The sequence below is a fragment of the Bradyrhizobium sacchari genome, assembly GCF_002068095.1.
Classification (GTDB): Bacteria; Pseudomonadota; Alphaproteobacteria; order Rhizobiales; family Xanthobacteraceae; genus Bradyrhizobium; species Bradyrhizobium sacchari.
The window spans coordinates 187,101-211,864 of record NZ_LWIG01000010.1 but is presented as its reverse complement, the minus strand read 5'-3'; the positions used below and the strand labels follow the sequence as shown (position 1 = coordinate 211,864).

The following is a 24,764-nucleotide window of genomic DNA, read 5'->3' as shown; positions in this document are numbered from 1 at the left end:
CCTGCTCTATGCCCTGATCGGCGTGTTCCTCGGCACCGCCGTGGGCGTGCTGCCCGGCATCGGCCCGGCGCTGACGGTCGCGCTGCTACTGCCCGTCACCTATAAGCTCGATCCCGGCGGCTCGCTGATCATGTTCGCCGGCATCTATTATGGCGGCATGTATGGCGGCTCGACCACAGCGATCCTGATCAACACGCCCGGCGAGAGCGCCTCGATGGCGACCGCGCTCGAAGGCAACAAGATGGCCAAGGCCGGCCGCGGCGGGCCGGCGCTTGCGACCTCCGCGATCGGCTCCTTCGTTGCCGGCACCATTGCGACCATCGGGCTTGCGTTTCTCGCGCCGTGGCTGGTCGATTTCGCCGTGCGCTTTGGCCCGGAGGATTATTTCGCGCTGATGTGCGTCGCCTTCGTCACGGTGTCGGCGACCTTCGGCGATTCCCCGATCCGCGGCCTCACCAGCCTGTTCATCGGCCTGACGCTCGGCCTCGTCGGCATCGACAAGCTGACCGGTCAGGCGCGGCTGGCGTTCGGCGTCCCCGAGCTGCTCGACGGCGTCGAGGTGACGACGCTGGCGGTCGGCCTGTTCGCGGTGGGCGAGGCGCTCTATGTCGCCTCGCGCCGGCACCACACCGAGGAGAAGCTCGAGCCGGTGCGCGGCTCGCTGTGGATGACCAAGGAGGACTGGAAGCGATCGTGGAAGCCGTGGCTGCGCGGCACCATGTTCGGCTTCCCGATCGGAGCGCTGCCGGCGGGCGGCGCGGAAATCCCGACCTTCCTGTCCTATTCGACCGAGAAACGGCTGACGAAACATCCCGAGGAGTTCGGCAAGGGCGCGATCGAAGGCGTCGCCGGACCCGAAGCCGCCAACAACGCCTCCGCCGCCGGCACGCTGGTGCCGCTGCTGACGCTGGGACTGCCGACTTCGGCAACGGCCGCGATGATGCTGGCGGGGTTCCAGCAATACGGCCTCAATCCGGGCCCGCTGCTGTTCGCCGAGCGGCCTGATCTCGTCTGGGGCCTGATCGCCAGCCTGTTCATCGCCAACATGATGCTGCTGGTGCTCAATTTGCCGCTGGTCGGCCTGTGGGTGCGGCTGCTCGCGATCCCGCAGCCGTGGCTCTATGCCGGCATCCTCGTGTTCGCGACCATGGGCACCATTGCGGCAAAGCCGTCGGTGGTCGAATTGTCGATGCTCGCCGGCTTCGGCGTGCTCGGCTTCCTGATGCGCCGGTTCGATTTTCCGATCGCGCCCGTCGTTGTCGGCCTGATCCTCGGCCCGATCGCCGAGAGTCAGCTGCGCCGCGCGCTCGCGATCAGCCTTGGCGATCCCATGACGCTGCTGCAGAGCCCGATCTCGGCGACGCTGCTCGGCGTCGCGCTGATCGCGCTGCTGGCGCCCTTCGTGCTCAAGGGGCTCGGCCGGTTCAAGGCGAACGAGGACTAGGCGTTCACAGACGCAATTATCTGCTAGTCTGGCGTCTCTCGCGCTGGGAAACGCCATGCCGTCCGAACTTCGCTCGCCCCGTCTCGCCGTCCTGATCGATGCCGACAACGCCTCCGCAAAGATTGCGGATGGCCTATTCGAGGAGATTGCCAAGATCGGCGAGGCCAGCGTCCGCCGCATCTATGGCGACTTCTCCAATGCACGATCGAGGGGCTGGGCCGACATCCTGTCGAAGCACGCCATCATCCCGCAGCAGCAGTTCGCCTACACGACGGGAAAGAACGCGTCCGACATCACCTTGGTCATCGACGCCATGGACCTGCTTCACAGCGGCCGGTTCGATGGCTTCTGCCTGGTCTCCTCCGACAGCGACTTTACCCGTCTCGCCGCCCGCATCCGAGAGCAGGGCGTCGACGTTTTCGGGTTTGGCGAGCAGAAGACTCCGGAAAGCTTCAGGCAGGCCTGCCGAAGGTTCGTTTACACCGAGAACCTGCTTGCCGGCACGGCGACCATCCAGGATGCCGGCTCGAGGTCGACGCCGCTTCAGCCGCCCGATGCCGCCACACCCATCATCAAAAAAGTCATCACCCAGATGGAGAGTGAAGATGGCTGGGTCGCGCTCGGTGAAGTCGGCCGGCAGCTCGCCAATCTGGCCTCGGATTTTGATCCGAGAACGTTCGGTTTCCGCAAGCTGAGCGACCTGGTGCGAAAGACCAACTCGTTCGAGATCGATGAGCCAAAGGGCCGGTCGATGCGGATTCGGGTCAAGCCTGCTGCTGCACCGGCTTCGAAAGGCCGGAACCCGCGTAGACCCGCAAGGTCGGGACCGGCGGGCGGTTCGGCGCCTAAGACATAAGCAGGTCGTGCCGTTATATTTGCGCTTGCTCGGTTTGGTGCAGGGCGTAACCATCGCTCGCCCGTAACGCCACGCGAGAGCCCCATGACCAAACTCACCCGTTTCTCCGTCGCGCCGCTGCACAGCATGACGCGGCGGCTTGCCGACGTCGCCTCGGCGCGCGTCGCGCCCGATCTCGTCATATCAGGTGCGCGGGTGCTCTCGACTTATTCGGAGCGTATCCACCCGGGACGGGAGGTCTGGATCACCGGCGGCCGGATCGCAGCGGTGAAGCCCACCGGCACCGCGAAGAAGGCCTGGACTGGCGTTGCGGTTTACGACGCCGCAGGCGGCATCATCGCGCCGGGCCTCGTCGATCCGCACATCCACATCGAATCCTCGATGGTGACGGCTTGCGCCTATGCCGAGGCCGCGCTGCTCAACGGCACCACGACGATCTTCTGCGACAGCCACGAGATCGGCAACGTCATGGACGTCGCCGGCGTCGAGGCGATGCTGGAGGACGCGCGCGAGGCGCCCCTTTCGATCTTCCTGACGGTGCCGTCAACGGTGCCGGCCACGTCGGCAGAACTGGAGACCGCTGGCGGCGACCTCACGCCGGACAAGATCGCCGGCCTGTTCGACCGCTGGCCGGAAGCGGTCGCGCTCGGCGAGAAGATGGATTTCGTGCCCGTGACGATGGGCGACGAGCGCAGCCACGCGATCCTGGCGGCCGCCTTGAAGCGGGGACGTCCGGTCTCCGGCCATGTCTACGGCCGCGAATTCGTCGCGGCCTATGCGGCGAGCGGCGTCACCGACACCCATGAGGCGATTGATCGTGACATCGCCGACGATCTGCTCGACGCCGGCGTCTGGGTGTTTCTGCGCGGAGGACCGCCGACCACGCCCTGGCATTCGCTGCCGCAGGCCATCCGTACCGTCACCGAGCTCGGCGCCTCGCACAAGCGCACCGCCGTGTGCACCGACGACCGCGACGCCGACGATCTGCTGCTGTTCGGGCTCGACTGGGTGGTGCGCGAAGCCGTGAAAGCGGGGATGTCGCCGGAGCAGGCCTGGTCGATGGGCTCGCTGCATGGCGCGACGCGCTTCGGCATGGAGGGGGATATCGGTGGCCTTGGCGGCGGCAGGCGCGCCGATCTGGTCCTGATGGACGATCAACTCAAGCCACAATGCACCTGGTATGGCGGCGAGCTCGTGGTGGAGCATGGCAAGATCACGCCGCGTCTCGATCAGGCGCTGTCACAGCGCTATCAATATCCGAAGGCGGCCTATGTGACCGTCAAGCTGCCGGAGAAGCTGACGCTGACGCCGGAATTGCCGGCGAAAGCCTGCACCGTCAACGCGATCAAGACCGCGCTGCCGGGCATCACCTTGATCCACGAGAAGGTTGCGATCGAACCGGCCAAGGATTGGCCGTCGCTGTTCGCGCGCTACGGCCTCTGTTTCGTGACGGTGGTCGAGCGCCACGGCAAATCGGCGGGCAACGTCGCCTACGGCCTGCTCAAGGATTTCGGCCTCAAGCGCGGTGCGGTGGCCTCCAGCGTCGGCCACGACAGCCACAACATCATCGTCGCCGGCACCAATGAAGGCGACATGCAGGTCGCGATCGCGGCGATCAAGGAACACCAGGGCGGCGTCTGCGTTGCGGCCGAGGGCAAGGTGAGGGCGCTGGTTCCACTGCCGATCGCGGGGCTCCTGTCTGACAAGCGCGTCACCGAAGTTGCCGAGGAGGTCAAGGCGCTTAAGAAGGAGTGGACGGATGCCGGCTGCACTATCCCCTACATGGGCTTCAATCTGATTCCCCTATCGGTCATTCCGGAAATTCGCATCACCGACAAGGGCCTCGTCCTGGTGCCGCAGATGGAGCTGGCGCCGCTGTTCGAGTGAAGCGGCTTTCACGCATGTCTCGATCTAACCGATTGAGACAGCCGCGATTTTTCCACCGCTGCCGCATCGTGGAAAATAAAATCGATCTCGTTGAGATCGCATCCTGCGCATCTGATGATCTCGCTCGCTGACTTAAACCAAGCGAGGTCCGATATGGCGAAGATGCGAGCTGTCGATGCGGCTGTGCGTATCCTGGAGAAGGAAGGCATTTCGACCGCCTTCGGTGTTCCCGGGGCTGCGATCAATCCGCTGTACTCGGCGCTGAAGAAGCGCGGCTCGATCCGCCACGTCCTGGCGCGCCACGTCGAGGGCGCCTCGCACATGGCGGAGGGCTACACAAGGGCGAAGGCCGGCAATATCGGCGTCTGCATCGGCACCTCGGGGCCGGCCGGCACCGACATGATCACCGGCCTCTACTCGGCGATCGCCGATTCCATTCCGATCCTCTGCATCACCGGTCAGGCGCCGCGCGCGCGGCTCTACAAGGAAGACTTCCAGGCCGTCGACATCGAGTCGATCGCAAAGCCCGTTACCAAATGGGCGGTTACGGTGCGCGAGCCTGCGCTGGTGCCGCGCGTGTTCAGCCAGGCGTTTCACATCATGCGCTCAGGGAGGCCGGGACCGGTGCTGGTCGACATGCCGCTCGACGTCCAGCTCGCCGAGATCGAGTTCGACGACGAAACCTATGAGCCGCTGCCGGTCTACAAGCCCGCCGCGACGCGCAAGCAGGTCGAGAAGGCGTTGGAGATGCTCAACGCCGCGGAGCGGCCGCTAATTGTCGCGGGCGGCGGCATCATCAACGCCGACGCTTCGGACCTGTTGGTCGAGTTTGCCGAGATCGCCAACGTGCCTGTCGTGCCAACGCTGATGGGCTGGGGCGCGATCCCCGACGATCACGTGCTGATGGCCGGTATGGTGGGCCTCCAGACCAGCCACCGCTACGGCAATGCCACGCTGCTGGAATCCGACTTCGTGCTCGGCATCGGCAACCGCTGGGCCAACCGCCACACCGGCTCGGTCGAGACCTACACCAAGGGCCGCAAATTCGTTCACGTGGACATCGAGCCGACCCAGATCGGGCGCGTGTTCAATCCCGATCTCGGCATCGTCTCGGACGCAAAGGCTGCGCTCGAGCTCTTCGTTGGCGTCGCCAGGGAGTGGCGGCGGTCAGGCAGGCTCCGCGAGCGCCAGGCGTGGCCCGCTGCCTGCCGCGATCGCAAGAAGACGATGCTGCGCAAGAGCCACTTCGACAACGTGCCGATCAAGCCGCAGCGCGTCTATGAGGAGATGAACAAGGCTTTCGGCCGCGACACGACCTATGTCACCGTGATCGGCCTGTCGCAGATCGCCGGCGCGCAGTTCCTCGGCGTCTACAAGCCCCGCAACTGGATCAATGCCGGGCAGGCGGGCCCGCTCGGCTGGACGCTGCCCGCTGCCCTGGGTGTGCGCGCAGCGTGTCCGGATCGCGAGATCGTCGCGCTGTCGGGCGACTACGACTTCCAATTCCTGATCGAGGAGCTCGCGGTCGGTGCGCAGTTCAACCTGCCCTACATCCACGTCGTCGTGAACAATTCCTATCTGGGGCTGATCCGTCAGGCCCAGCGCGGCTTCGACATGGACTATCACGTCCAGCTCTCCTTCGAGAACATCAACGCGCCCGAGATCGGCGTCTATGGCGTCGACCATGTCGCGGTGGCCGAAGGTCTCGGCTGCAAGGCAATCCGCGTCACCGACCCGAAGGACACGCAGGCCGCATTCACCACCGCCCGCGAATTGATGGCGAAGCACCGCGTGCCCGTGGTTGTCGAGTTCATCCTCGAACGCGTCACCAACATCGCGATGGGCACGGAGATCGACAACATCGTCGAGTTCGAGGAGGTGCTGGATCTGCCGCTCGACGAGGTCGGTACCACGCGCGTGTTGCAGCCTGCGGAATAAAGGAGAGCATCATGCCGAAATTCGCCGCCAACCTCACCATGCTCTTCAACGAGATGCCGTTCCTCGACCGTTTTGCCGCGGCTAAGGCCGCGGGTTTCGCTGGGGTCGAATATCTCTTCCCCTATGATTTCGACAAGGCGCAGCTGCGCGAGCAGCTCGAGGCCCACGGCCTTACACAGGTGCTGCACAATCTCCCCGCAGGCAATTGGGCCGGGGGCGAGCGCGGCATCGCGATCCTGCCCGATCGCACCGCCGAATTCCGAGACGGGGTGTTCCGCGCCATCGACTATGCCAAGGCGCTCGATTGCGACCAGCTCAACTGCCTCGTCGGCATCGCGCCTTCCGAAGCCGATCCGCGCGAGCTTCAGGAGACGCTGGTCGGAAACCTGCGCTTTGCGGCCTCGACGCTGGCCCGCGAGAATATCAAGCTGCTGGTCGAGCCGATCAACACGCTCGACATTCCCGGCTTCTATCTCAACGGCACCGAGCAGGCGGTGCAGCTGATCTCCGAAGTGCGCTCGAACAATTTGTTCATCCAGTACGACATCTATCACATGCAGATCATGGAGGGCGATCTCGCCCGCACCATGCAGGAATATCTGCCCCAGATCGCCCACATCCAGCTTGCCGACAATCCCGGTCGCCACGAGCCCGGCACCGGCGAGATCAACTATCCCTTCCTGTTCCGTCATCTCGACGCGATCGGTTATCGCGGCTGGATCGGTTGCGAATACAAGCCGCGCACCACGACGCTGGAAGGCCTCTCCTGGCACGCGGCACAGACGTTTGAGACCTGAGGAAACGCAGACATGACCAATATCGGCTTCATCGGACTTGGCACCATGGGACGGCCGATGGCCGGCCACCTCCTGGCCGCGGGCCATCGCGTTCTCCTGCATGACGTCGCGCCGGTCGCGGCTGAGCTGATCACTGCGGGCGGCGTCGCCTGCAAATCGGCCAAGGAAGTCGCAGAGCAGGCGGACGCGGTCATCATCATGGTGCCGGATACGCCACATGTGGAAGCGGTGCTGTTCGGGAAGGACGGCGTCGCGAGCGGCATCTCCAAGGGCAAGATCGTCGTCGACATGAGCTCGATCTCCCCGCTCGCGACGAAGGAGTTTGCCAAGAAGATCGAGGCGCTCGGCGCCGACTATCTCGACGCGCCGGTGTCGGGCGGCGAGGTTGGGGCAAAGGCTGCGAGCCTCACCATCATGGTCGGCGGCCCCGAGCGGGCCTTTGGCACCATGAAGCCGGTCTTCGACAAGATGGGCAAGAATGTCACGCATGTCGGTGCCAATGGTGACGGCCAGACCACGAAGGTCGCGAACCAGATCATCGTCGCGCTGACCATCGAGGCGGTGAGTGAAGCGCTGCTGTTCGCGTCCAAGGCCGGCGCGAATCCGGCGCTGGTGCGCAAGGCGCTGATGGGCGGCTTCGCCTCGTCGCGGATTCTCGAAGTGCATGGCGAGCGCATGGTGAAGCGCAATTTCGATCCGGGCTTCCGCATCGAGCTGCACCAGAAGGATCTCAATCTCGCGCTCGAAGGCGCCCGTGCCCTCGGCCTGTCGTTGCCGAGCACCGCGGTGGCGCAGCAATTGTTCTCATCCTGTGCCGCGCATGGCGGCAAGGCCTGGGATCACTCGGCGATGGTGCGGGCGTTGGAACTGATGGCGGGTCACGAGATCGCGGCCAGCTGAACTGTTACGCGGTAACAGTCTCCAGATTTGATGTGCCTTTCGCCACGGGGGAACCGGAACAATGCTCCGGGCCCGCGGTTGAAGGCGCATAACAATCACTGGAGACATCAGGACATGAAAACCCGTCTTGCGATTACGTTGGCTGCCGCGTCGCTGCTGGCGTCGAGTGCGGCCTTTGCCCAGTCGACCACCGAACAGGGCGCCCGGGACGGCGCGCGCGCGGGCGGCGACATTGGCGGACCGGTCGGCGCGATGGTCGGCGGCACCGTCGGTGCGGCCGTCGGCGCAGGCCTCGAGATTCCGAATGCGGTGCTGGGCGGAATTCCGCGCGATGACTCCGTCGTGATCCACGAGCGCGTCGTCGTCGGCGAGCCGCTGCCCCCGACCGTGGTGTTGCGGCCCGTGCCGAACTACACCGAGTATCGCTATGCGGTCGTGAACGATCGCCGCGTCATCGTCGAGCCGCGTACGCGCCGCGTCGTCAAGATCATCGACTGATCGACACGATAAGCTTTGAAGCGCTGGGCCCTGCGGAGCACTCGCTCCGCGGGGCCTCAGCCTGTCGGGGCCGAGTCCGCCCGAAACCGGGTCATGATCCAATCGACGATGGCGGCAAGCGTAAAACCGATGCAGGCGGTGCCGGCATCGACCAGAAAATCCTCCAGCCGCGCATGGCGTCCGGGCGCCCAGAACTGCATCAGCTCAAGCAGGCCGATCAGGACCACTGAGCCAGCCGCAACTGCCAGCCGCCGTCGCCTGTAGGCGAGACCGAAGACAAGCCCGACAAGGATGAAGGCGAGCGCATGCTCGCCGTCCTGGCCGAAGTCGGAATGGGGCCGCAGGCCCGGGGGGCCGAGCGTTGCAAAGGCAACGGCGGCGGCGAGCAGCCAGGCAAAGGCGCGAACGAAAATGGACATCCGCCCCGCTTAGCACGGATCGGCAGGGGCCTGCGCCGGGATGCGGATCAGATCGCCGTGTAGTTAATGACCAAACGTTAAAGCGGCTCGCGTACGCCCAGGCCGTGCATGAAGCGCTCCCGGATCTGCACGGGGTCGCGCCTTGTGGTACCGACGCCCGGCTTGTCGTCGATGCGGACCGCGATCAGGCTGGGCTCATCAGCCGACATGGCCTCGTCGACCAGACGCTCGAAATCCTCCTCGTCCGCGGCCCAGGAACTTCTGACGAGCCCCGAGGCGGTCGCGATGCCGACGATGTCGGCGACGCCAGCTGCCGGCGTCGGCTGCGCGCCGGTGATCTGGTAGATGCCGTTATCCATCACGATCATGACCAGGTTCTTCGGCTTCAACGCCGCGATCGTCGAGAGGGCGCCGAGCTGCATCAAGAGCGAGCCGTCGCCTTCGAGCGCGAACACGCGGCGGTCGGGCTGCGCCAGAGCGACGCCAAGCGCGATCGGGAAGGCGAGGCCCATGCTGCCGAGCATGTAGAAATTCTGCGGGCGGTGGCCGGCGGCCCACAGGTCGAAATTGGTATTGCCGATGCCGCCAATCACGGCTTCCTCGTGCTTGAGCTTTGCGATCAGGCGCGCGGTGACATCGAAGCGGTTCATCACCTTGGTATTGCCAGTATTCATCGCCGGCCTCACTTGTCGAAAACCTTGCCGCCCGTGAGCAGCGGGCTGAGGATCAGCGCCACCGGCGCCTGCGTGGTCACGGCCTGCTTGATCGAGCGGTCGGCGATGAATTCGAGCTCGTCGAGCCTTGTGATGGTGTGGTGCTCCAGCGCCAGCGAATCCAGCACCGGGCGCATCGTGCGGCAGACCAGCGACTGGCCGTAGTTGAACTCGCCGAGCGTGCCGCGCTCGGAGACGAACATGATCAGCGGGATCTGGTAGGGCACTGCGAGCGAGGCCAGCACGTTGGCGAGCGTGGCAAAGCCCGAGGTCTGCATCAGCACCGCGCCGCGCCGTCCGCCCATCCAGGCGCCGGAGACGATGCCGACGGCCTCTTCCTCGCGGGCGGTTGCGAAAGTGGTGAAGAAGGGGTCGGCGTGCAAATTCTTGATCAGCGGCGTCAGCACGCGGTCGGGCACGTAAGGGATCAGGCTGATCGCGTTCCGCTTCAGGGTTTGCAGGACAATGCTATGCCAGCTTCTTTCGCCGGTCCCCTGCGCCTGTTGTTCCGCAATCGCCATTGCGTTCTCCCATGAGCCGCGCATGCTTCTTGGTTCTGGCTGTCGCGGCGGTCTGCCGAACTTGACGCAGGCAACAAGATTGTCAACATGTCCGGGCCGGCACCGTGATCTGCGCCAGACGGCCTGCCGTGGCCGGCACCGCCGTGGCATAAGCGGCGACAACCAGAAAACGGGAGGGGCACGGACGGGCGCGCATCGCGCTGACCTTGCGGATCTCCTCGATCGAGCCGGAAGGGTCCTGATGTCCGTCAACAGCAAGCGCGTCTTCTACGTCAAATACCTGGCCAACCCGATCTACATCGACATCCTGGAGGCGCGGCCCGACGTCCGGCTCGACCGCATCGAGAACGAAAGCCCCGAGGACTTTTACGCGCCGATCCTGAGCGCGGCCCATGTCTACCAGATTGGCGCCGCGCGCGACGAGCTCGCCCCGCATTTCCATGTCGACGCCGCCTTCCTGAGCCGCACGCCGAACCTCCTGCTCGTCTCCAGCAATGGCGCTGGCTTCGACCCTGTCGATGTCGAGGCCTGCACGGCCGCCGGCGTCCTGGTCGTCAACCAGTCCGGCGGCAATGCCCATTCGGTCGCCGAGCACGCGCTGGCGATGATGCTGACGCTGTCCAAGCGCATCATCCAGTCCGATCGCCGTCTGCGCCGTGAGCGCGACGTCAACCGCAACGAGCTCGTCGGCAACGAGGTCGAGCACAAGACCATCGGCATCATCGGCCTCGGCAATGTCGGCCGCCGCATCGCCGCGCTCTGCAAGGGACTGCTCGGCATGAAGGTGCTGGCGTACGATCCGTATCTCACCGCAGAGGTGATGGCGGAGCGGGGCGGCGAGAAGGTCGAGCTCGACGAGCTGCTGCGCCGGGCCGATTTCGTCTCGATCTCCTGTCCTCTCGACAAGCGCAGCCGCAACATGATCAGCACGCGCGAATTCGCGCTGATGCAACCGCATGCCTACTTCATCACCACCGCGCGCGGCTTCATCCACGACGAGGATGCGCTGCTGCAGGCGCTGCGCGACAAGCGCATTGCCGGCGCCGGCCTCGACGTCTGGTCCAAGGAGCCGCCGCCGCCGGAGCATCCGCTGCTCCAGCTCGACAACGTGCTGGCGAGCCCGCACACCGCCGGCGTCACCATCGAGGCGCGTCAGAACATGGGTCGCATCGCCGCCGAGCAGGTGCTGGAGACGCTCGACGGCAAGCGTCCGCCGCGCATCATCAACCCCGAGGTCTGGCCGCGCTATGCCGAGCGCTTCAAGCAGGCCTTTGGCGTGACGCCGGGGTAGGGGCGCTGGAAGCCTGATCGTTACGAGGCTGACAACGGGAAGCGGTAAATTTTACCGATGACGTGAATGAACACGTATGATCTGTCCTGTAGATCAGGGTGCATGAGCATACTTTCAATTGCGACATCCGGACTTTCCGCAGCAAGCCTGCGCGTGAACGTGGCCGCGAGCAATATCGCCAACGTCAACACGACCGGCCCGCTCCCCGCGTCAGGCGGATCAAGCACGTCGGCCGATGCCAGTAGTCCGGGGATCGGTTCGACTTTTCCAGCGGCTTATGTGCCGTTGCGTGTCGATCAGGTCTCCCAATCCAGCGGCTCGACGCCCGGCGGGACGAGCGCGATCGTGTCGACGGTCTCGCCGAGCTACACAGTGCAATCCGACCCGAGCGCTCCCTTCGCAAACCAGGACGGCCTGGTCGCGGCGCCGAATGTCGACCTTGCCAACGAATTCGTCGAGCTGGCGACCGCAAAGTACAGCTTCATTGCCAATGCGAAGGTCATTCACGCCTACGCCGAGACGGAAGACACACTCCTCGATATCAAGGCCTGATGGCTGATGTCGGCCCGTGCCGGCGTCCCGCTCGCCCGCCCTTACCGGTTTGACGCCGGGGTAGGGCGATCCTATGCCAGCTTTGTACCGAGCTGCTTGAACACGGCCTCGCAAGTCATGAGGTCGAGATGGCCGCCGCCCGCGTTCTTGAAGAAGCTGATGTCGGACGGTGACGTCCGCCCCTGCACGCGGCCGCCGGCGAGATCGTAGAGATCGCCGAGCACGTCGGATTCGCTGATCGCGCCGCTGGCGATCGGCTGCAGGATATCGCCGACGCCATGGAAGGCGGACTCCCTGCGGTCCACGAAGATGCGCGACATCTTGGCGGCATCGTCGTCAGCCTCGCGGGTTTGCGGCGTGTAGCCGCCGACGAGGTCCAGATGCGTGCCCGGTCGCAAATTGCGGCCCTTGATCAGCGGTTGATGCGCGCGGGTGCAGGCGGTGATGACGTTGGCCTCGCGCGTCGCGGCGTCGAGGTCGGTGACCGTCTCCGTCTTCACGCCGTCCTTCGCCAAACGCTGAGCGAGATCCGCGGCCCGCTTCGGGCTTCGATTCCAGATCAGTACACGTTGCAGGGACGGCCGCACGGTGCGATGCCCCCTGATCAGCCATTCGGACATCTCACCGGCACCGACGCAAAGCAGCGTCTCGGGATTGGGAGGGGCGAGCAGTTTCGCGCCCAGAGCGGAATCGGCCGCAGTGCGCCAATGCGTGATCTCGGTGCCGTCCATCGCCGCCAGCGGCTTTCCGTTGGTGCCGTCGAACAGCACGCACACGGCCTGCACCGCCGGCATCCTGCCTTCGGCCAGATTGGCCGGGAAGCTGGTGAACATCTTGCTGGCCATGTAGCGGCCGGGGTCGACGGCGCTGCGGATGACATATTGCCCTTTCTCGTCGCCGAGGAAGGCATCCAGAACCTCCATCTTCGGCCGGCGATGCGCTTCCTCCAGGGCGGCAATAAGGATCGGAAAGGTCAGAACCTTCGTGACTTCGGTATCGGCGACAAAGTGCAAGGCAAAATCCTCGTGGGCGACCGGCACTTGCCCATAAACCCGGGCGGTGGGTTCCGCAACGAATCTTCGGCCAAGGTTGCTCGGTCTTGATCCGCGTCAAAATCTCCTTCCCCCGTCCGGCCTAAATGGGATTAGAGTGCCGCCGGGGCAGCAGGGAGGTCCCATGTCAACTTATGTCGTCAGGTTCATGAAGGACGTGCTTGGCGAGTACGGCCGGCAGTGCGAGGTCTGCCAGGGCACGCTCGAGATCGACGCCGCCGACGAGGACGAGGCCACGGAGCGGGCAAAAGCAAAGTTCTGCAAGGACCAGGCGTTGCCTCATTGGTCGTTGCATGCCGATCGCATCCACGTCAGACCGGCTGACTTTCCCTCGTAGGAGCCTATTGTATGAGCATGATTTTCCGGGAAACCGCTGCACACTTTTCCGGATCATGCTCTACCGGCCGGGCGCGGTGACGGGCGGCGGCGCGGTGACGCCCGCGCCGAGCGAGCGCTGCACCATGACAGTGTCGGACCAGCGGCCGTGGCGATAGGCAACGCCGCCGAGCAGGCCGGCGCGCGCGAAGCCGAATTTTTCGTGCAGCGCGAGCGAGGGCGCGTTGTCGGCGTCGATGTAGCCGATCATCTGGCGGAAGCCCGCCGCCGCACAGGCATCGATCAATTCCCCCAGCAACAGCCGTCCCACGCCACGACCGAGATATTCGTGGTGGACGTAGATCGAATGCTTGGCCGTGTAGCGATAGGCCGGGCGCTTGCGGAACAGAACGGCATAGGCATAGCCGACGACCTCGCCACGGAAGGTTGCGACCAGATGCGGCAGGCGGGTCTGTTTCAGATTCTTGCGCCGGTCGCGCAGGTCATCCGGTTCGGGCGCGCCGGTGCCCTCGACGTCACGGGGCACGCCATTGCGGACGTGATGGCGGTAGATCGCCAGCATCGCCTCGACATCGCTCTCGCGTGACGGCCTGACCAGGACGGGTTCGTCACTCGTGCGCGCAGCTGTTTCGCTCATCGGCACCTACTCGTCAACGACGTAGGTGTAGAGCCCGATCCGCCCCTGGGCATCGATCTCCTTGTAGACGCCCTGGATCTCAACGTCGAAGCCGGGGAACGTGTTGAAGCAGGTCTCGAACATCTTGAGATAATCGATCATGGGCCTGGCCCGTTCCGTCAGCCGCTCTCCGGGCACGATGGTGGCGATGCCGGGCGGATAGACCACGAACGGCGTGGTCGCGATGCGGCCCGGGATCGCCTCGATCGGGAGGTAGTCGACGTCGTTCTTGAACAGATAGCGCGCGGCATCGCGCGGCGACATCGCGATCTCGGGCATGTGCTCGGGCATGAACTGCCGGGCCTGGAGCGCGCTGACATCGGCGGCACGGAAGAAGCGGTGCATGTCGCCGCAGAGGTCGCGAAGCCGCACGCCGGCATAGCGCGCCTGCCGCCGCTGATAGAATTCCGGGATCGCGTCGGCGAGCAGCGCATTGTCGTCATGCAGCCTCTTGAACGCGACGAGGCCGGAGATCAGCGTGCCGGCCTTGCTCGCCTCGACGCCGGGGGTGAGCAGGAAGAGCAGGGAGTTGAGGTCGTTCTTCTCGGGAACGATGCGGTTCTCGCGCAGATATTGCGCGACGACCGGGGCGGGGATGCCGTGCTCGGCATAGGCGCCGGTGGCACGATCGAAGCCGGGCGTGAGCAAGGTCAGCTTGTTCGGATCGGTCATGGCAAAGCCTTCCGCGAGATCGGGGAAGCCGTGCCAGTTGGTATCGGGAGAGAGCTGCCAGAGTGCCGTATTGGTGGCGAGCTCGTCGGTGGAGAGAGTCTCCCAGGCGACGTTGTGCGCGGCGCCGGCGCGGCTGACATCGGGAATGGCGACGCGGTCGGGAACGAAGGGCTCGAAGAACCAGCGGCGATCCGGATTCAGCTCCTTCTCCTCGAACTCCCGGCGCATGGCGCGGACCTTCTTGCGCAATTCGATGCCGAGCCGGATCGTGTCGTCCCACAGCACTTCGCCGGAGCGGCCCTTCATCATCTGTGCGCCGACGTCGAGAGAAGCGAACAATGGATAGAAGGGGGACGTGGAGGCGTGCTGCATGAAACTTTCGTTGAAGCGGCGGTGCTCGACGCGCCGCTTCTGGCCGCGGATGTGGCGGTCCTTGATGTGGATCTGCGAGGCCTGCGAGAAGCTCGCGAGCTGCTTGTGGGTGGACTGCGTCGCGATGATGCCCGGCGCTTCCGGAGCAAGATTGGCAAGGCCCATCGCGAAGCGGCCGGCATAGAGCGGGTGGAATTTCATGAAGCCGGCCCAGGCCTCGTCGAACAGGATGTAGTCGCAGAGATGGCCGATGCGCTTGATGATCATCTCGGCGCTATGGATCGAGCCGTCATAAGTGCACTGCTCGACCACGGCGACGCGGAACGGCCGCTCCTTGCGCCAGGCGTCGCGGTCCGTCACGAGCGGATGGTTGCGGATCGCCTCGCGCAGGGTCTTCTCGTCGAGCATGTCCCAGCGCATCGGGCCGATCAGGCCCCAGGCGTTGCGGATCGTCGGCACGTAGACCGGGATGCCTCCATTGATCATCAGCGCGCCGTGATGGGCGGCCTTGTGGTTGTTGCGATCGAACAGCACGAGATCGCCGTCGGTGACGAGGGCGCCGAGCGCGACCTTGTTGGAGGTCGAGGTGCCGTTGAGCACGAAATAGGTCTTCTCCGCGCCGAAGATCGCGGCGGCTTCCTTCTGAGCCTTCAGCGCCGGACCCTCATGGGTGAGGAGGTCGCCGAGGTCGAGGACGGAATTGTCGAGGTCGTCGCGGAACACAGATTCGCCGAGATGCTCGACGAACACCCGTCCGATCGGGCTGCGGTTGTAGAACACGCCGCCATTGTGGCCCGGACAGGTCCAGAGCTGGTTGCCTTCCTCGGCATAGTCGACGAGCGCGCCGAAGAACGGCGTCTTCAGCGTCTCGGCATATTGCTTGAGCCGGCTGATCAGGTTCTTGGCGATGAAGGGCGGCGTCTCCTCGGACAGGAAGACATAGCCGTCGATGAAGTCGAGCACCTCGACCGGCAGATCCTCGAACCGCTTGCGCCGGATCAAGAGGATGATCGGGAAGTCGAGGCCGCGGCGGCGCATCAGGTTGATCAGCGCCGAGGTCTTGCCCTCCAGGCCCTTCTTGCCCCAGTCCACCACCATGCAGCCGATTGCGGCGTCGGTCTGCACCGCCATCTCGGCGTCCTCCAGCTTGCGGGCCCGGACCACCTCGAAGCCGGAGCGCTGGATCTCCTCGATGATCTGGTTGAAGCGGACGCCCTCGAGGTCGTCGGCGTCGAACATTGGTGCAGCGAACAGGAAGTTGAAGCGCTTGAAATAGTCCATGGTCCGTCCCGAATGTGCCAGGGGATACAGCTCTCGGCACATTCGATGACAGTTGGATGACAGGCGCGGATTGCTGCGCGGGCTACGAGTGCCTTCGGCCTCAATTCAGCAGCTTGTCCAGCGTGATCGGGAAGCGCCGGATGCGCTTGCCGGTGGCATGATAGACCGCGTTGGCGATGGCCGCGGGCACGCCGACGATGCCGATTTCGCCAAGTCCCTTGATGCCCATTTTGTTGATGCGGTCGTCGGGTTCGTCAACGAAAATGACGTCGATGTGATGAACGTCTGCATTCACGGGAATGTGGTACTCGGCGATATTCGCGTTCATGATCCGGCCGAAGCGGTGATCCATCACCGTCTCCTCGTGCAGCGCCATCCCGATCCCCCAGACCACGCTGCCCATGATCTGGCTGCGGCCGGTCTTGGTATTCAGGATGCGTCCGGCCGCGACCGCGCTCACGACCCGCGTGACGCGAATGACGCCGAGTTCTTCATCCACCTTGACCTCGGCAAAGACGGCAGAATGCGTGTTGCGCGCATGTGACTTGTCTTCGGGGAACTCGTTCAGCTTCTCCTTCTCGATGCGTTCGACCTGGCCATGGCGCATCGCATCAGCGATCGAGACGGCGCGACTCCTGTCGCCGGCCTCGGCGACGGTTCCGTCTACGAGAATGATATCTGCCGCATCGACGCCGCTGAGCGGCGAGGCGGGCATCGCCTGGACGTGACGGACGAGCTCCTGGCGGATCTCTTCGGCTGCTCCTAGCACGGCGTGCGCGCTTGAGGCGGCCATCCACGAGCCGCCTTCCACCGGCGCCTGGGGCAGGCTCGAGTCCGCGAGCTTGACGCTGATATTCTCGATCGGCAGCCCGAGGGCATCGGCCGCGACCTGCGCCACAATGGTGTACGTGCCGGTGCCGATATCGGACGCGGCGCAGGAGACCTTGGCATGGCCGTTGGCTGTGAGCACGATGCGGACGGCGACCGGCATCTGAAGCGCCTCCCAAACCCCTGTCGCCATGCCCCAACCGATCAGGTCCTTGCCGTCGCGCATGGAGCGTGGCGCCGGGTCGCGTCGGCTCCAGCCGAAGGCTTCTGCGCCCCTGGCATAGCATGCGCGCAATTGCTTGCTGGTGTAGGGCAGGTTTTCGCTCTGGTCGCGGTCCGAGTAGCACTTCAGCCGCAACTCGATCGGGTCGAGCTTGAGCGCGACGGCCAGCTCGTCCATGGCGCATTCGAGCGCGCAGACGCCCGATGCTGCACCCGGCGCGCGCATGTCGCAGGGAGTGGCCACGTCGAGGTGGACGAGTTTGTGGGAGAGGCGGCTGTTGGGACTCTTGTAGAGCTGTTCACCCCAGCCGGTATCGTTGCGGGCGAAATTCTCAAACCGCGAAGTAACGGCTATGGCTTCGTGCATGACGGCTTCGAGCGTGCCGTCGCGGTTTGCGCCGAGTGCAACGTGCTCGATCGTCATCGGCCGGTAGCCCAAGCCGTACATCTGATGCCGCGTCAGCACGACACGGACAGATCGTTTCAATGCGAGCGCGCCAAGCGTTGCCAGGACGACCTGGTGCTGCGGCCGCAGACCCGAGCCGAAGGCGCCTCCGACATAGGGCGAGATCACGCGGATTTCGTCCGGCTTCCTGACGAAAACGCTGCAGAGAAACTTCTGGACGTTCTGGACGCCTTGAGTCTTGTCATAGACGGTAAGCTTGCCGTTGCCGTCCCAGACGGCCGTTGTCGCATATAGCTCCATCGGGTTGTGATGCTCGCTCGGAATGACATAGTCCGCCTCGTGATGGACGGCCGCTCGCGTCAGCGCCGCCGAGGCGTCACCGCGCGGCTTGTGCGGCTGATCGACCTTTGCAGCCTTGGCGCGCTCGGATTCGAGATCAGTCGCAAACGCCTCCTCCTCGTATTCAACTCGAATCCTGGTTGCGGCGAACTTGGCCGTTTCCCAGTCCTCGGCTACGACCAGCGCGATCGGCTGACCGTTGAACTTGACGCTGTTGTCATAGAGCGGACGGAACGGCGAGCCCTGTTCCGGCGCCACTTCGTCCTTCCAGGCTTCGTCCTGTTCGGCGAGGGGTGGGCGATGCGCGTGGGTGAGCACGTCGACCACACCCTTCACCTTCAGCGCCTCGCTGGTGTCGAGGCGAACGATGCGCCCGCGCGGGATGGTGGCGGCGACGACGAAGCCATGGAGGAGGAGGTCTGCTGCGAATTCGCCGGCATATTTGGCGGCTCCGGTGACCTTGGCCCGGCCGTCGACGCGCGACGTTGCTGTTCCGACATAGGCGTTCATCGGGCCCTCATGCGATCTTCTTGTGAGCTTGCGATTGCGGTGTGGCGTTTGCAGCCTGCATCAGCGTACGCACGACGGCTCGCCGCGCGAGCTCGATCTTGAAGCCGTTCTGCGAACGAGCGGACGCTCCTTGCAGCAACAGATCGGCAGCGCGGCCGAAATGATCCGGCGTTGCCGCTTGGCCGCGCAATGCCGCCTCGGCATCGAGCTTCCGCCAGGGCTTGTGGGCCACGCCCCCCAGCGCCAGGCGCGCTTCCCCAATCGCGTTGCCCTCCAGTTCGAGCGCGGCCGCAACCGAGACCAATGCAAAGGCGTAGGACAGCCGGTCCCGGACCTTCAAATAGCTGTAGTTCCGGGCGAAACCGCGCGGCGGCAGCTCGATTGCGGTGATGATTTCGCCGCTGCCGAGATTCGTATCCACATGAGGTTTGTCGTCCGGCAGCCGATGGAAATCGGTCAGCGCGACGGTGCGCTCGCCGTTGCCGCCTGCAATGTGCACGAGCGCGCCCAGTGCGGCAAGCGCCACGCTCATGTCGGATGGGTTGGTCGCGATGCAGGACCTGCTGGTGCCGAGGATGGCGTGGTTGCGGTTGAGGCCATCGATGGCCGAGCAGCCGGTGTCTGGGCTTCGCTTGTTGCAGGGTGTTGTCGTGTCATAGAAGTACGCGCAGCGCGTTCGTTGCATCAGGTTGCCGCCGACCGAGGCCATGTTGCGCAGTTGCGCCGAGGCGCCGGCCAGGATGGCGCTGGCGAGCAGGGGATAGCGCTGCTCGATCAGGGGATGGTAGGCGAGGTCTGAATTCGGCACCAAGGCGCCGATGCGCAAGCCTCCGTCGGCGGTCTCCTCGATGTCGCGGAGCGGCAGGCGGGAGATGTCGACCAGTCGGGAGGGCCGTTCGACATTCTCCTTCATCAAGTCGATCAGGTTGGTGCCGCCGGCAATCAGCTTCGCGGCTGGATCGGCTGCGAGCAGGCGAATGGCGTCCGCGACGTCGCTCGCGCGGGAATATTGGAAGTTGTTCATGACCGGCTCATTGCCTGCTCGATCGCTGCCACGATGTTGGGATAGGCGCCGCAGCGGCAGAGATTTCCGCTCATCAGTTCCCGGATCTCGTCGGCATCACGGGCGCGACCCTCGGCCAGAAGACCGGCCGCGGAGCAGATCTGTCCTGGCGTGCAATAGCCGCATTGGAATGCGTCGTGATCGATGAAGGCCTGTTGCAAGGGATGCAGCGCGCCGTCCTTGGCCAAGCCTTCGATCGTCGTGATCTCGGCGCCGTCCCTCATGATCGCGAGCGTCAGGCAGGAATTGACACGCCGCCCATCGACCAGCACGGTGCAGGCGCCGCATTGACCGTGATCGCAGCCCTTCTTGGTGCCGGTCAACTCCAGGCGGTCACGCAGGGCATCCAGCAGCGTGGTCCACGGTGCGATCTCGAGTGTGCGCCTCGCGCCATTGACGACAAGATCGATCGGAATGCGTTCGGGGATCTGATCCGAGGTGTCCGCCATGTTCTGTTCCTTGCGGATGGGCCGAGCTGGGCAAGGATGCTGACGCGAGGATGCGTTGCCGCCGTTGGCCGATAGCGCCCAACGGATGACGGGATGCTTGGTTCCTGACCGGTTCTCGCGGTCGTCCGGACGAGATCAGCGCTTCGCTTCGCCGAACACGACGGTCGGCACGGCGCGGTTGACGACCTCGCGCAATGCAAAACTCGACTGCACGCGTGCGACGCGCGGCAGGCGCGACAGCTCAGTGCGGTGAATGCGCTCGAAATCCTGGATGTCGCGGGCGAGCACGATCAGGATGTAGTCGTCGGTGCCCGACATCAGGAAGCAGCGCACGACGGACGGGCACTTCCCCACTTCCGCCTCGAACGCCTTCAGGGCCTCGTCGCTCTGGCTTTCCAGCGCGATGCGCACCAGCACCGTCGTGGTGAGGCCGAACTGCGTCAGATCGAGCGCGGCCTGGTAGGCCTGGATGTAGCCGTCGTCCTCCAGCGCCTTCTGCCGCCGCGCCAGCGCTGTGCTTGAAAGCCCGACTTTGGTGGCGAGTTCGGTGTGGCTCGCCCGCGCGTTGGTGGTGAGTTCCGCGAGGATGGTGAGATCTTTCCGGTCCAGGGCCAAGGTTTCGTTTCCAGCGTGAAAGGGTGTTTCCGCGCCGGAAACCGGCGCGCGAGGTCCGAAACTAACGGATATTTGCACGAAACCAAACCAGTCCGCTCGCTACGATCAACAACGGAATCAATTCCTTGGCGGAGGAGCGGAAGATGCACGTCGGTGTTCCCAGGGAGATCAAGGTGCAGGAATATCGCGTCGGGCTCACGCCGGGCGCGGTCCGCGAATATGTCGCCGCCGGGCATCAGGTGACGGTCGAGACCGGCGCCGGTAGCGGCATCGGCGCGTCCGACGAGGTGTATCGGCGGGCAGGGGCTGCGATCGCCGACAGCGCCCGCGACATCTTCGCCAAATCGGACATGATCGTGAAGGTGAAGGAGCCGCAGCGAAGCGAATGGACTCAGCTCCGCGAAAGCCAGATCCTGTTTACCTATCTCCATCTTGCGCCGGATCCCGAACAGGCCAAGGGCCTGCTCGCGTCCGGTTGTACCGCGGTCGCCTATGAAACCGTCACCGACGCGGCCGGCCATCTCCCTTTGCTCGCGCCGATGAGCGAAGTCGCCGGTCGCCTCGCCGTCGAGGCAGCCGGCGCCGCGCTCAAGCGGTCGGCCGGCGGCCGCGGTCTGCTGCTTGGCGGCGTCCCCGGCGTGCAGCCGGCGCACGTCGTCGTGCTCGGCGGCGGCGTGGTGGGAACGCAGGCGGCGCGCATGGCCGCGGGCCTCGGCGCGGAAGTCACCGTGATCGACCGCTCGCTTCCCCGGCTTCGGCAGCTCGATGATCTCTTTATGGGACGCGTCCGGACGCGTTTTTCCACCATCGAGTCGGTCGAGGAGGAGGTGTTTTCCGCGGACGTCGTGATTGGTGCGGTGCTGGTGCCGGGCGCCAGCGCGCCAAAACTCGTCACGCGCGCCATGCTCAAATCGATGCGGCCGGGAGCGGTGCTGGTGGACGTCGCGATCGACCAGGGCGGCTGCTTCGAGACCTCTCGCCCGACGACGCATACCGATCCGACCTACGAGGTCGACGGTATCGTGCACTATTGCGTCGCCAACATGCCGGGCGCGGTGCCGGTGACTTCGAGCCAGGCGCTGAACAACGCGACGCTGCCGTTCGGGCTGATGCTGGCCAACAAAGGCTTTGCGGCGGTGCTTGAGAACCCGCATCTGCGCAACGGGCTCAACGTGCATCGCGGCCGCATCACCAACAAGGCGGTGGCCGAGAGCCTCGGGCTGGAGTTTGCCCCGGTGGAGAGTGGGCTCGCCGCCTAGCGATCATGCCGGCTTGCGATGGCGGCTGCCGAGCGCCGCCTCGATCGTCTCGGGCTTCTCGATGCGCTCGATCAGCATGTCGATGCGGTCGCCGCCCCAGAACAGCTCGCCGTTGAACACCATGGTGGGCACGCCGAACACGCCGAGTGCTTCGGCCTCATCGATGATGCGGTCATGCTCGGCGCGGGCAGAGCCGTTGACGTAGACGTCGAACGCGCTGGCGGAGCCACCGCAAGAGGTGATGACATCGGTGATCGCGGCGAGATCGTCGATCTCCAGCTCATGGCTCCAGAACTTGCGGAACACGGTGTCGTGGTAGGTGCGGAAGAAGCCGTGCCGCTGGGCGAACAGCAGGCCGACGCTGGAATAGAAGGCGTCGTAGATCCGCCGCGGCCCCTTCATGACGAGCCCTTGCGCATTGGCATAGCGCCGCGCGTCCATATAGGCGTAGCGCACCTTGCGCCAGAAATGCGGCGTGCGCTCCTCGACCGTGCCCATGAACTCGGCGATGCGTAGCGTGTAGGGCAGCCATTCCAGCGCGACCCCGTGCGTCTCTTCGAGCGCAAACAGGCGCTTGTTGGCGACAAATGCGTAAGGACTTTTGTAGTCGGTATAGATGCGAACGATCGGCTTGGGCATTGGCGAACTTCCTCCTCGAACGCGCGGCGTCGCCTGCGCTACGGGAGGCTCGGGCCGCGTACTCCGTCATTGCGAGCGTAGCGAAGCAATCCAGCCTGCCTCTGTGGAAAGTTTCTGGATTGCTTCGCTGCGCTCGCAATGACGACGTGATGAGAGCGCAGCGTTACCGCTCAGTTGGTCCGTTGCGGCGAAAATTATAAATTATCCTTTCGTCAGCCTGTATTGTCCCAGATCCGGGTCGTGCGTCATGCGCCAGTAATCCACGAATCGCCAGGGCATCGCCGAGAACACGCGGCCGCGGCTGTTGCGATAGTAGGTCGTCATGCCCGGATGCGTCCAGATCATGGCCTCGTGCTCGGCATCGACCTTGCGGACATAGTCGTCGAGCACGTCGGGCCGGACGTCGATTGCGGCGACGTTCTGCTCGATCATGCTGGCGAGACATGCCGAGATGTAGCGGCTCTGGCATTCCGACTGGAAGATGACGCTGCCGCCATGGGCCGGCCCTGAGTTCGGTCCGAGCATGCAGAAGAAGTTGGGAAAACCAGGCACGGTGAGGCCGAGGAACGCGGTGGGATTGTCGTTGCCCCAGGTCGCGCGCAAATCCTTGCCGTCGCGGCCGGTGATGTTGAGGCGCGCCGCCATCTCCGTGACCTTGAAGCCGGTGGCGACCACGATGATGTCGGCGGGCCTGTGCTTGCCGACGGCTGTGACGATGCCGCTTTCGTCAAAATGATCGATCGCGTCGGTGACGAGCTCGACGTTCGGCCGCGTGAGCGTCTTGAACCAGTTGTTGTCGAGCAGGATGCGCTTGCCATAGGGCGGATAGGTCGGCACGCATTTTGCGATCAGGTCCGGCCGGTCCTTGAGCTCGGTGAGGATGAAGTCGGTCAGTTCCTGGCGGTGCCGGTCATTGCCCTTGTTGACGGCGCGCTCGGGATGCGGCCAGGCCGGGTCCTTGCGCAGGAACGGCAACAGACCGTCGCCGTAGCGCCAGAACATGTTGAAGCGGTACCACTGCACATAGAACGGCAGATGCGCCAGCAGCCAGCGCGCGCCTTCGCTGATCGGATCGGCATAGCCCTTCACCGGCCGTGCCCATTGCGCGCTGCGCTGATAGACCGTGACCGAGGCGACGCGGCCGGCGATCGATGGCACCAGCTGCATTGAGGTCGCGCCGGTGCCGATCACGGCGACATGCTTGCCGTCGAGATCGATATCGTCCGACCACAGCGCCGAATGCAGGATCGTTCCCTTGAAGTTGTCTTCGCCCCTGAAACGGGCGCGGGAGGGATCGTTGAGCTGGCCGATGGCACTGACCAGCACGGTGGATTCGAAAATCTCTTCGCCGTTCCCGGTCCTCAGCGTCGAGATCCAGCGCCGCTTAGCCTCGTCCCAGCGCGATGAAGTCAGCTCGGTGTCGACGCGCAAATGCTTACGGATGCCGTATTCGTCCGCGACCTTCTGGAGATAGCCGAGCAGTTCCTCGCGCTGGCAGAAATAGCGCGTCCATGCATTGCCCGAGCCGAACGAATAGGAATAGGAGTGGTTCGGCGTATCGACGCCGCAGCCGGGATAGCGGTTGATCCACCAGGTGCCGCCGAGCTCGGCGTTCTTCTCGACGATGGTGTAGGGGATGCCGAGATGGCCGAGGGCCACGCCGAGCGCGATGGCGCAGACGCCGGCGCCGACGATCAGCACATGCTGGTCGGCGAGCTTGTCGTCGGAAGGACGCGTCGTCCAGCGCGCCTCGCGCGGCACAAACCCCATCTCCTCCCGCATCAGGGGGGCGTATTCCGGGGCGACGTTCTCGCCGAGGCAGGCGCGCATCATCCTCAGCAGCAGGCCGTCGCCGGGATCGGTGATGACAGGCCTTGGCGTGCCGTCGGCGAACAGCTTGACCACGGCGGCGCGGATCTCGTCCTGGATTTCCCGGGGCACGCCGGCCTCGGGATCGGGAATGAGGCGGATGTCGCGCTTGGGCAGGTACGGCGGCTCGAGCCATTTTTCGTCACCCGTCATGTGCACCAGCACCATCAGCAGGCAGCGGATGTCGCCCTCGGCGATCGCAGAAGTGAGGTCGAGCGGCCTGTGCGGAGATTCGATGTTCATGGCGTGTCCTGATCTCCGGAGGCAGTGAAGAGGCCGCGCATCATCAGCTTGCGATAGGCGGAGATGACGTGGTCGGGGACGGCGGTGACGCCGCCTTGCGAATAGGAATAACGGCGG

The 24,764-nt window shown here is 64.7% G+C and carries 23 protein-coding genes; 11 read left to right on the top strand and 12 right to left on the bottom strand.

Annotated elements, in window-relative coordinates; genetic code table 11:
• The first annotated feature begins 1 nt into the window (after nucleotide 1).
• From A5906_RS14590 to A5906_RS14560, 7 genes are all read left to right on the top strand, one after another.
• Nucleotides 2–1,444 carry a tripartite tricarboxylate transporter permease gene (locus A5906_RS14590; protein WP_245326736.1) on the top strand — a complete coding sequence of 481 codons (1,443 nt, stop codon included), beginning with the start codon at nucleotides 2–4 and terminating at the stop codon, nucleotides 1,442–1,444.
• 55 nt (nucleotides 1,445–1,499) lie between these two features.
• Entirely contained in the window at nucleotides 1,500–2,300 is an 801-nt protein-coding gene (locus A5906_RS14585) for an NYN domain-containing protein (protein WP_080135902.1), read from the top strand.
• A gap of 84 nt (nucleotides 2,301–2,384) precedes the next feature.
• Nucleotides 2,385–4,187 (top strand): adenine deaminase C-terminal domain-containing protein, encoded by a 1,803-nt coding sequence (locus A5906_RS14580; protein WP_080135900.1) that lies wholly within the window; start codon nucleotides 2,385–2,387, stop codon nucleotides 4,185–4,187.
• Between the two features lie 153 nt (nucleotides 4,188–4,340).
• Complete coding sequence (gene gcl / locus A5906_RS14575) at nucleotides 4,341–6,125, top strand: glyoxylate carboligase (protein ID WP_080135898.1); 1,785 nt, start codon at nucleotides 4,341–4,343, stop codon at nucleotides 6,123–6,125.
• A gap of 11 nt (nucleotides 6,126–6,136) precedes the next feature.
• Nucleotides 6,137–6,922 carry a hydroxypyruvate isomerase gene (hyi, locus tag A5906_RS14570; RefSeq protein WP_080135896.1) on the top strand — a complete coding sequence of 262 codons (786 nt, stop codon included), beginning with the start codon at nucleotides 6,137–6,139 and terminating at the stop codon, nucleotides 6,920–6,922.
• 12 nt (nucleotides 6,923–6,934) lie between these two features.
• On the top strand, nucleotides 6,935–7,822 hold the full coding sequence (locus tag A5906_RS14565; protein ID WP_080135894.1) for a 2-hydroxy-3-oxopropionate reductase: 888 nt from the start codon (nucleotides 6,935–6,937) through the stop codon (nucleotides 7,820–7,822).
• Between the two features lie 114 nt (nucleotides 7,823–7,936).
• The gene (locus A5906_RS14560; protein ID WP_080135892.1) at nucleotides 7,937–8,320 is read left to right on the top strand and encodes a DUF1236 domain-containing protein; all 384 of its coding nucleotides are present in this window, start codon (nucleotides 7,937–7,939) and stop codon (nucleotides 8,318–8,320) included.
• Nucleotides 8,321–8,376: 56 nt separating this feature from the next.
• Here A5906_RS14560 and A5906_RS14555 read toward each other — a convergent pair whose 3' ends face one another.
• The 3 genes from A5906_RS14555 to A5906_RS14545 all read right to left on the bottom strand — a co-directional run bounded on the left by A5906_RS14555 (nucleotide 8,377) and on the right by A5906_RS14545 (nucleotide 9,973).
• On the bottom strand, nucleotides 8,377–8,739 hold the full coding sequence (locus tag A5906_RS14555; RefSeq protein ID WP_080135887.1) for a VanZ family protein: 363 nt from the start codon (nucleotides 8,737–8,739) through the stop codon (nucleotides 8,377–8,379).
• A gap of 77 nt (nucleotides 8,740–8,816) precedes the next feature.
• Nucleotides 8,817–9,413 carry a thiamine pyrophosphate-dependent enzyme gene (locus A5906_RS14550; protein WP_080135885.1) on the bottom strand — a complete coding sequence of 199 codons (597 nt, stop codon included), beginning with the start codon at nucleotides 9,411–9,413 and terminating at the stop codon, nucleotides 8,817–8,819.
• 8 nt (nucleotides 9,414–9,421) lie between these two features.
• On the bottom strand, nucleotides 9,422–9,973 hold the full coding sequence (locus A5906_RS14545; RefSeq protein ID WP_080135884.1) for a thiamine pyrophosphate-binding protein: 552 nt from the start codon (nucleotides 9,971–9,973) through the stop codon (nucleotides 9,422–9,424).
• Nucleotides 9,974–10,214: 241 nt separating this feature from the next.
• On the opposite strand from A5906_RS14545, the gene A5906_RS14540 reads away from it, so the two are divergent.
• On the top strand, nucleotides 10,215–11,264 hold the full coding sequence (locus tag A5906_RS14540; protein ID WP_080135881.1) for a hydroxyacid dehydrogenase: 1,050 nt from the start codon (nucleotides 10,215–10,217) through the stop codon (nucleotides 11,262–11,264).
• 102 nt (nucleotides 11,265–11,366) lie between these two features.
• Entirely contained in the window at nucleotides 11,367–11,816 is a 450-nt protein-coding gene (locus A5906_RS14535) for a flagellar basal body rod protein FlgC (protein ID WP_080135879.1), read from the top strand.
• 71 nt (nucleotides 11,817–11,887) lie between these two features.
• On the opposite strand, the gene A5906_RS14530 is transcribed toward A5906_RS14535, so the two are convergent.
• Nucleotides 11,888–12,829 (bottom strand): ornithine cyclodeaminase family protein, encoded by a 942-nt coding sequence (locus A5906_RS14530; protein WP_080136123.1) that lies wholly within the window; start codon nucleotides 12,827–12,829, stop codon nucleotides 11,888–11,890.
• 163 nt (nucleotides 12,830–12,992) lie between these two features.
• On the opposite strand from A5906_RS14530, the gene A5906_RS43015 reads away from it, so the two are divergent.
• The gene (locus A5906_RS43015; protein WP_080135877.1) at nucleotides 12,993–13,205 is read left to right on the top strand and encodes a hypothetical protein; all 213 of its coding nucleotides are present in this window, start codon (nucleotides 12,993–12,995) and stop codon (nucleotides 13,203–13,205) included.
• Nucleotides 13,206–13,265: 60 nt separating this feature from the next.
• Here A5906_RS43015 and A5906_RS14520 read toward each other — a convergent pair whose 3' ends face one another.
• From A5906_RS14520 to A5906_RS14495, 6 genes are all read right to left on the bottom strand, one after another.
• Nucleotides 13,266–13,841: a GNAT family N-acetyltransferase gene (locus A5906_RS14520; RefSeq protein WP_080135869.1), complete on the bottom strand. Its 576-nt coding sequence runs from the start codon at nucleotides 13,839–13,841 to the stop codon at nucleotides 13,266–13,268.
• Between the two features lie 6 nt (nucleotides 13,842–13,847).
• On the bottom strand, nucleotides 13,848–16,205 hold the full coding sequence (locus tag A5906_RS14515; protein ID WP_080135867.1) for an Orn/Lys/Arg family decarboxylase: 2,358 nt from the start codon (nucleotides 16,203–16,205) through the stop codon (nucleotides 13,848–13,850).
• Between the two features lie 100 nt (nucleotides 16,206–16,305).
• Nucleotides 16,306–18,510 carry a xanthine dehydrogenase family protein molybdopterin-binding subunit gene (locus A5906_RS14510; protein WP_080135865.1) on the bottom strand — a complete coding sequence of 735 codons (2,205 nt, stop codon included), beginning with the start codon at nucleotides 18,508–18,510 and terminating at the stop codon, nucleotides 16,306–16,308.
• A 7-nt stretch (nucleotides 18,511–18,517) separates the two neighbouring features.
• The gene (locus A5906_RS14505; protein ID WP_080135863.1) at nucleotides 18,518–19,534 is read right to left on the bottom strand and encodes an FAD binding domain-containing protein; all 1,017 of its coding nucleotides are present in this window, start codon (nucleotides 19,532–19,534) and stop codon (nucleotides 18,518–18,520) included.
• A complete protein-coding gene (locus A5906_RS14500; RefSeq protein ID WP_080135861.1) occupies nucleotides 19,531–20,022 on the bottom strand; it encodes a (2Fe-2S)-binding protein in 492 nt (163 codons plus the stop codon). The genes A5906_RS14505 and A5906_RS14500 overlap by 4 nt, the downstream gene beginning before the upstream one ends.
• A gap of 135 nt (nucleotides 20,023–20,157) precedes the next feature.
• Nucleotides 20,158–20,637: an Lrp/AsnC family transcriptional regulator gene (locus A5906_RS14495; RefSeq protein ID WP_080135860.1), complete on the bottom strand. Its 480-nt coding sequence runs from the start codon at nucleotides 20,635–20,637 to the stop codon at nucleotides 20,158–20,160.
• Nucleotides 20,638–20,780: 143 nt separating this feature from the next.
• Here A5906_RS14495 and ald point away from each other — a divergent pair, with 143 nt between their 5' ends.
• A complete protein-coding gene (gene ald, locus A5906_RS14490; protein ID WP_080136121.1) occupies nucleotides 20,781–21,896 on the top strand; it encodes an alanine dehydrogenase in 1,116 nt (371 codons plus the stop codon).
• A gap of 3 nt (nucleotides 21,897–21,899) precedes the next feature.
• On the opposite strand, the gene A5906_RS14485 is transcribed toward ald, so the two are convergent.
• Both A5906_RS14485 and A5906_RS14480 read right to left on the bottom strand, forming a co-directional pair.
• Entirely contained in the window at nucleotides 21,900–22,535 is a 636-nt protein-coding gene (locus tag A5906_RS14485) for a 2-hydroxychromene-2-carboxylate isomerase (RefSeq protein ID WP_080135859.1), read from the bottom strand.
• Nucleotides 22,536–22,736: 201 nt separating this feature from the next.
• The gene (locus A5906_RS14480; protein WP_080135858.1) at nucleotides 22,737–24,647 is read right to left on the bottom strand and encodes a flavin-containing monooxygenase; all 1,911 of its coding nucleotides are present in this window, start codon (nucleotides 24,645–24,647) and stop codon (nucleotides 22,737–22,739) included.
• Between the last annotated feature and the right edge of the window lie 117 nt (nucleotides 24,648–24,764).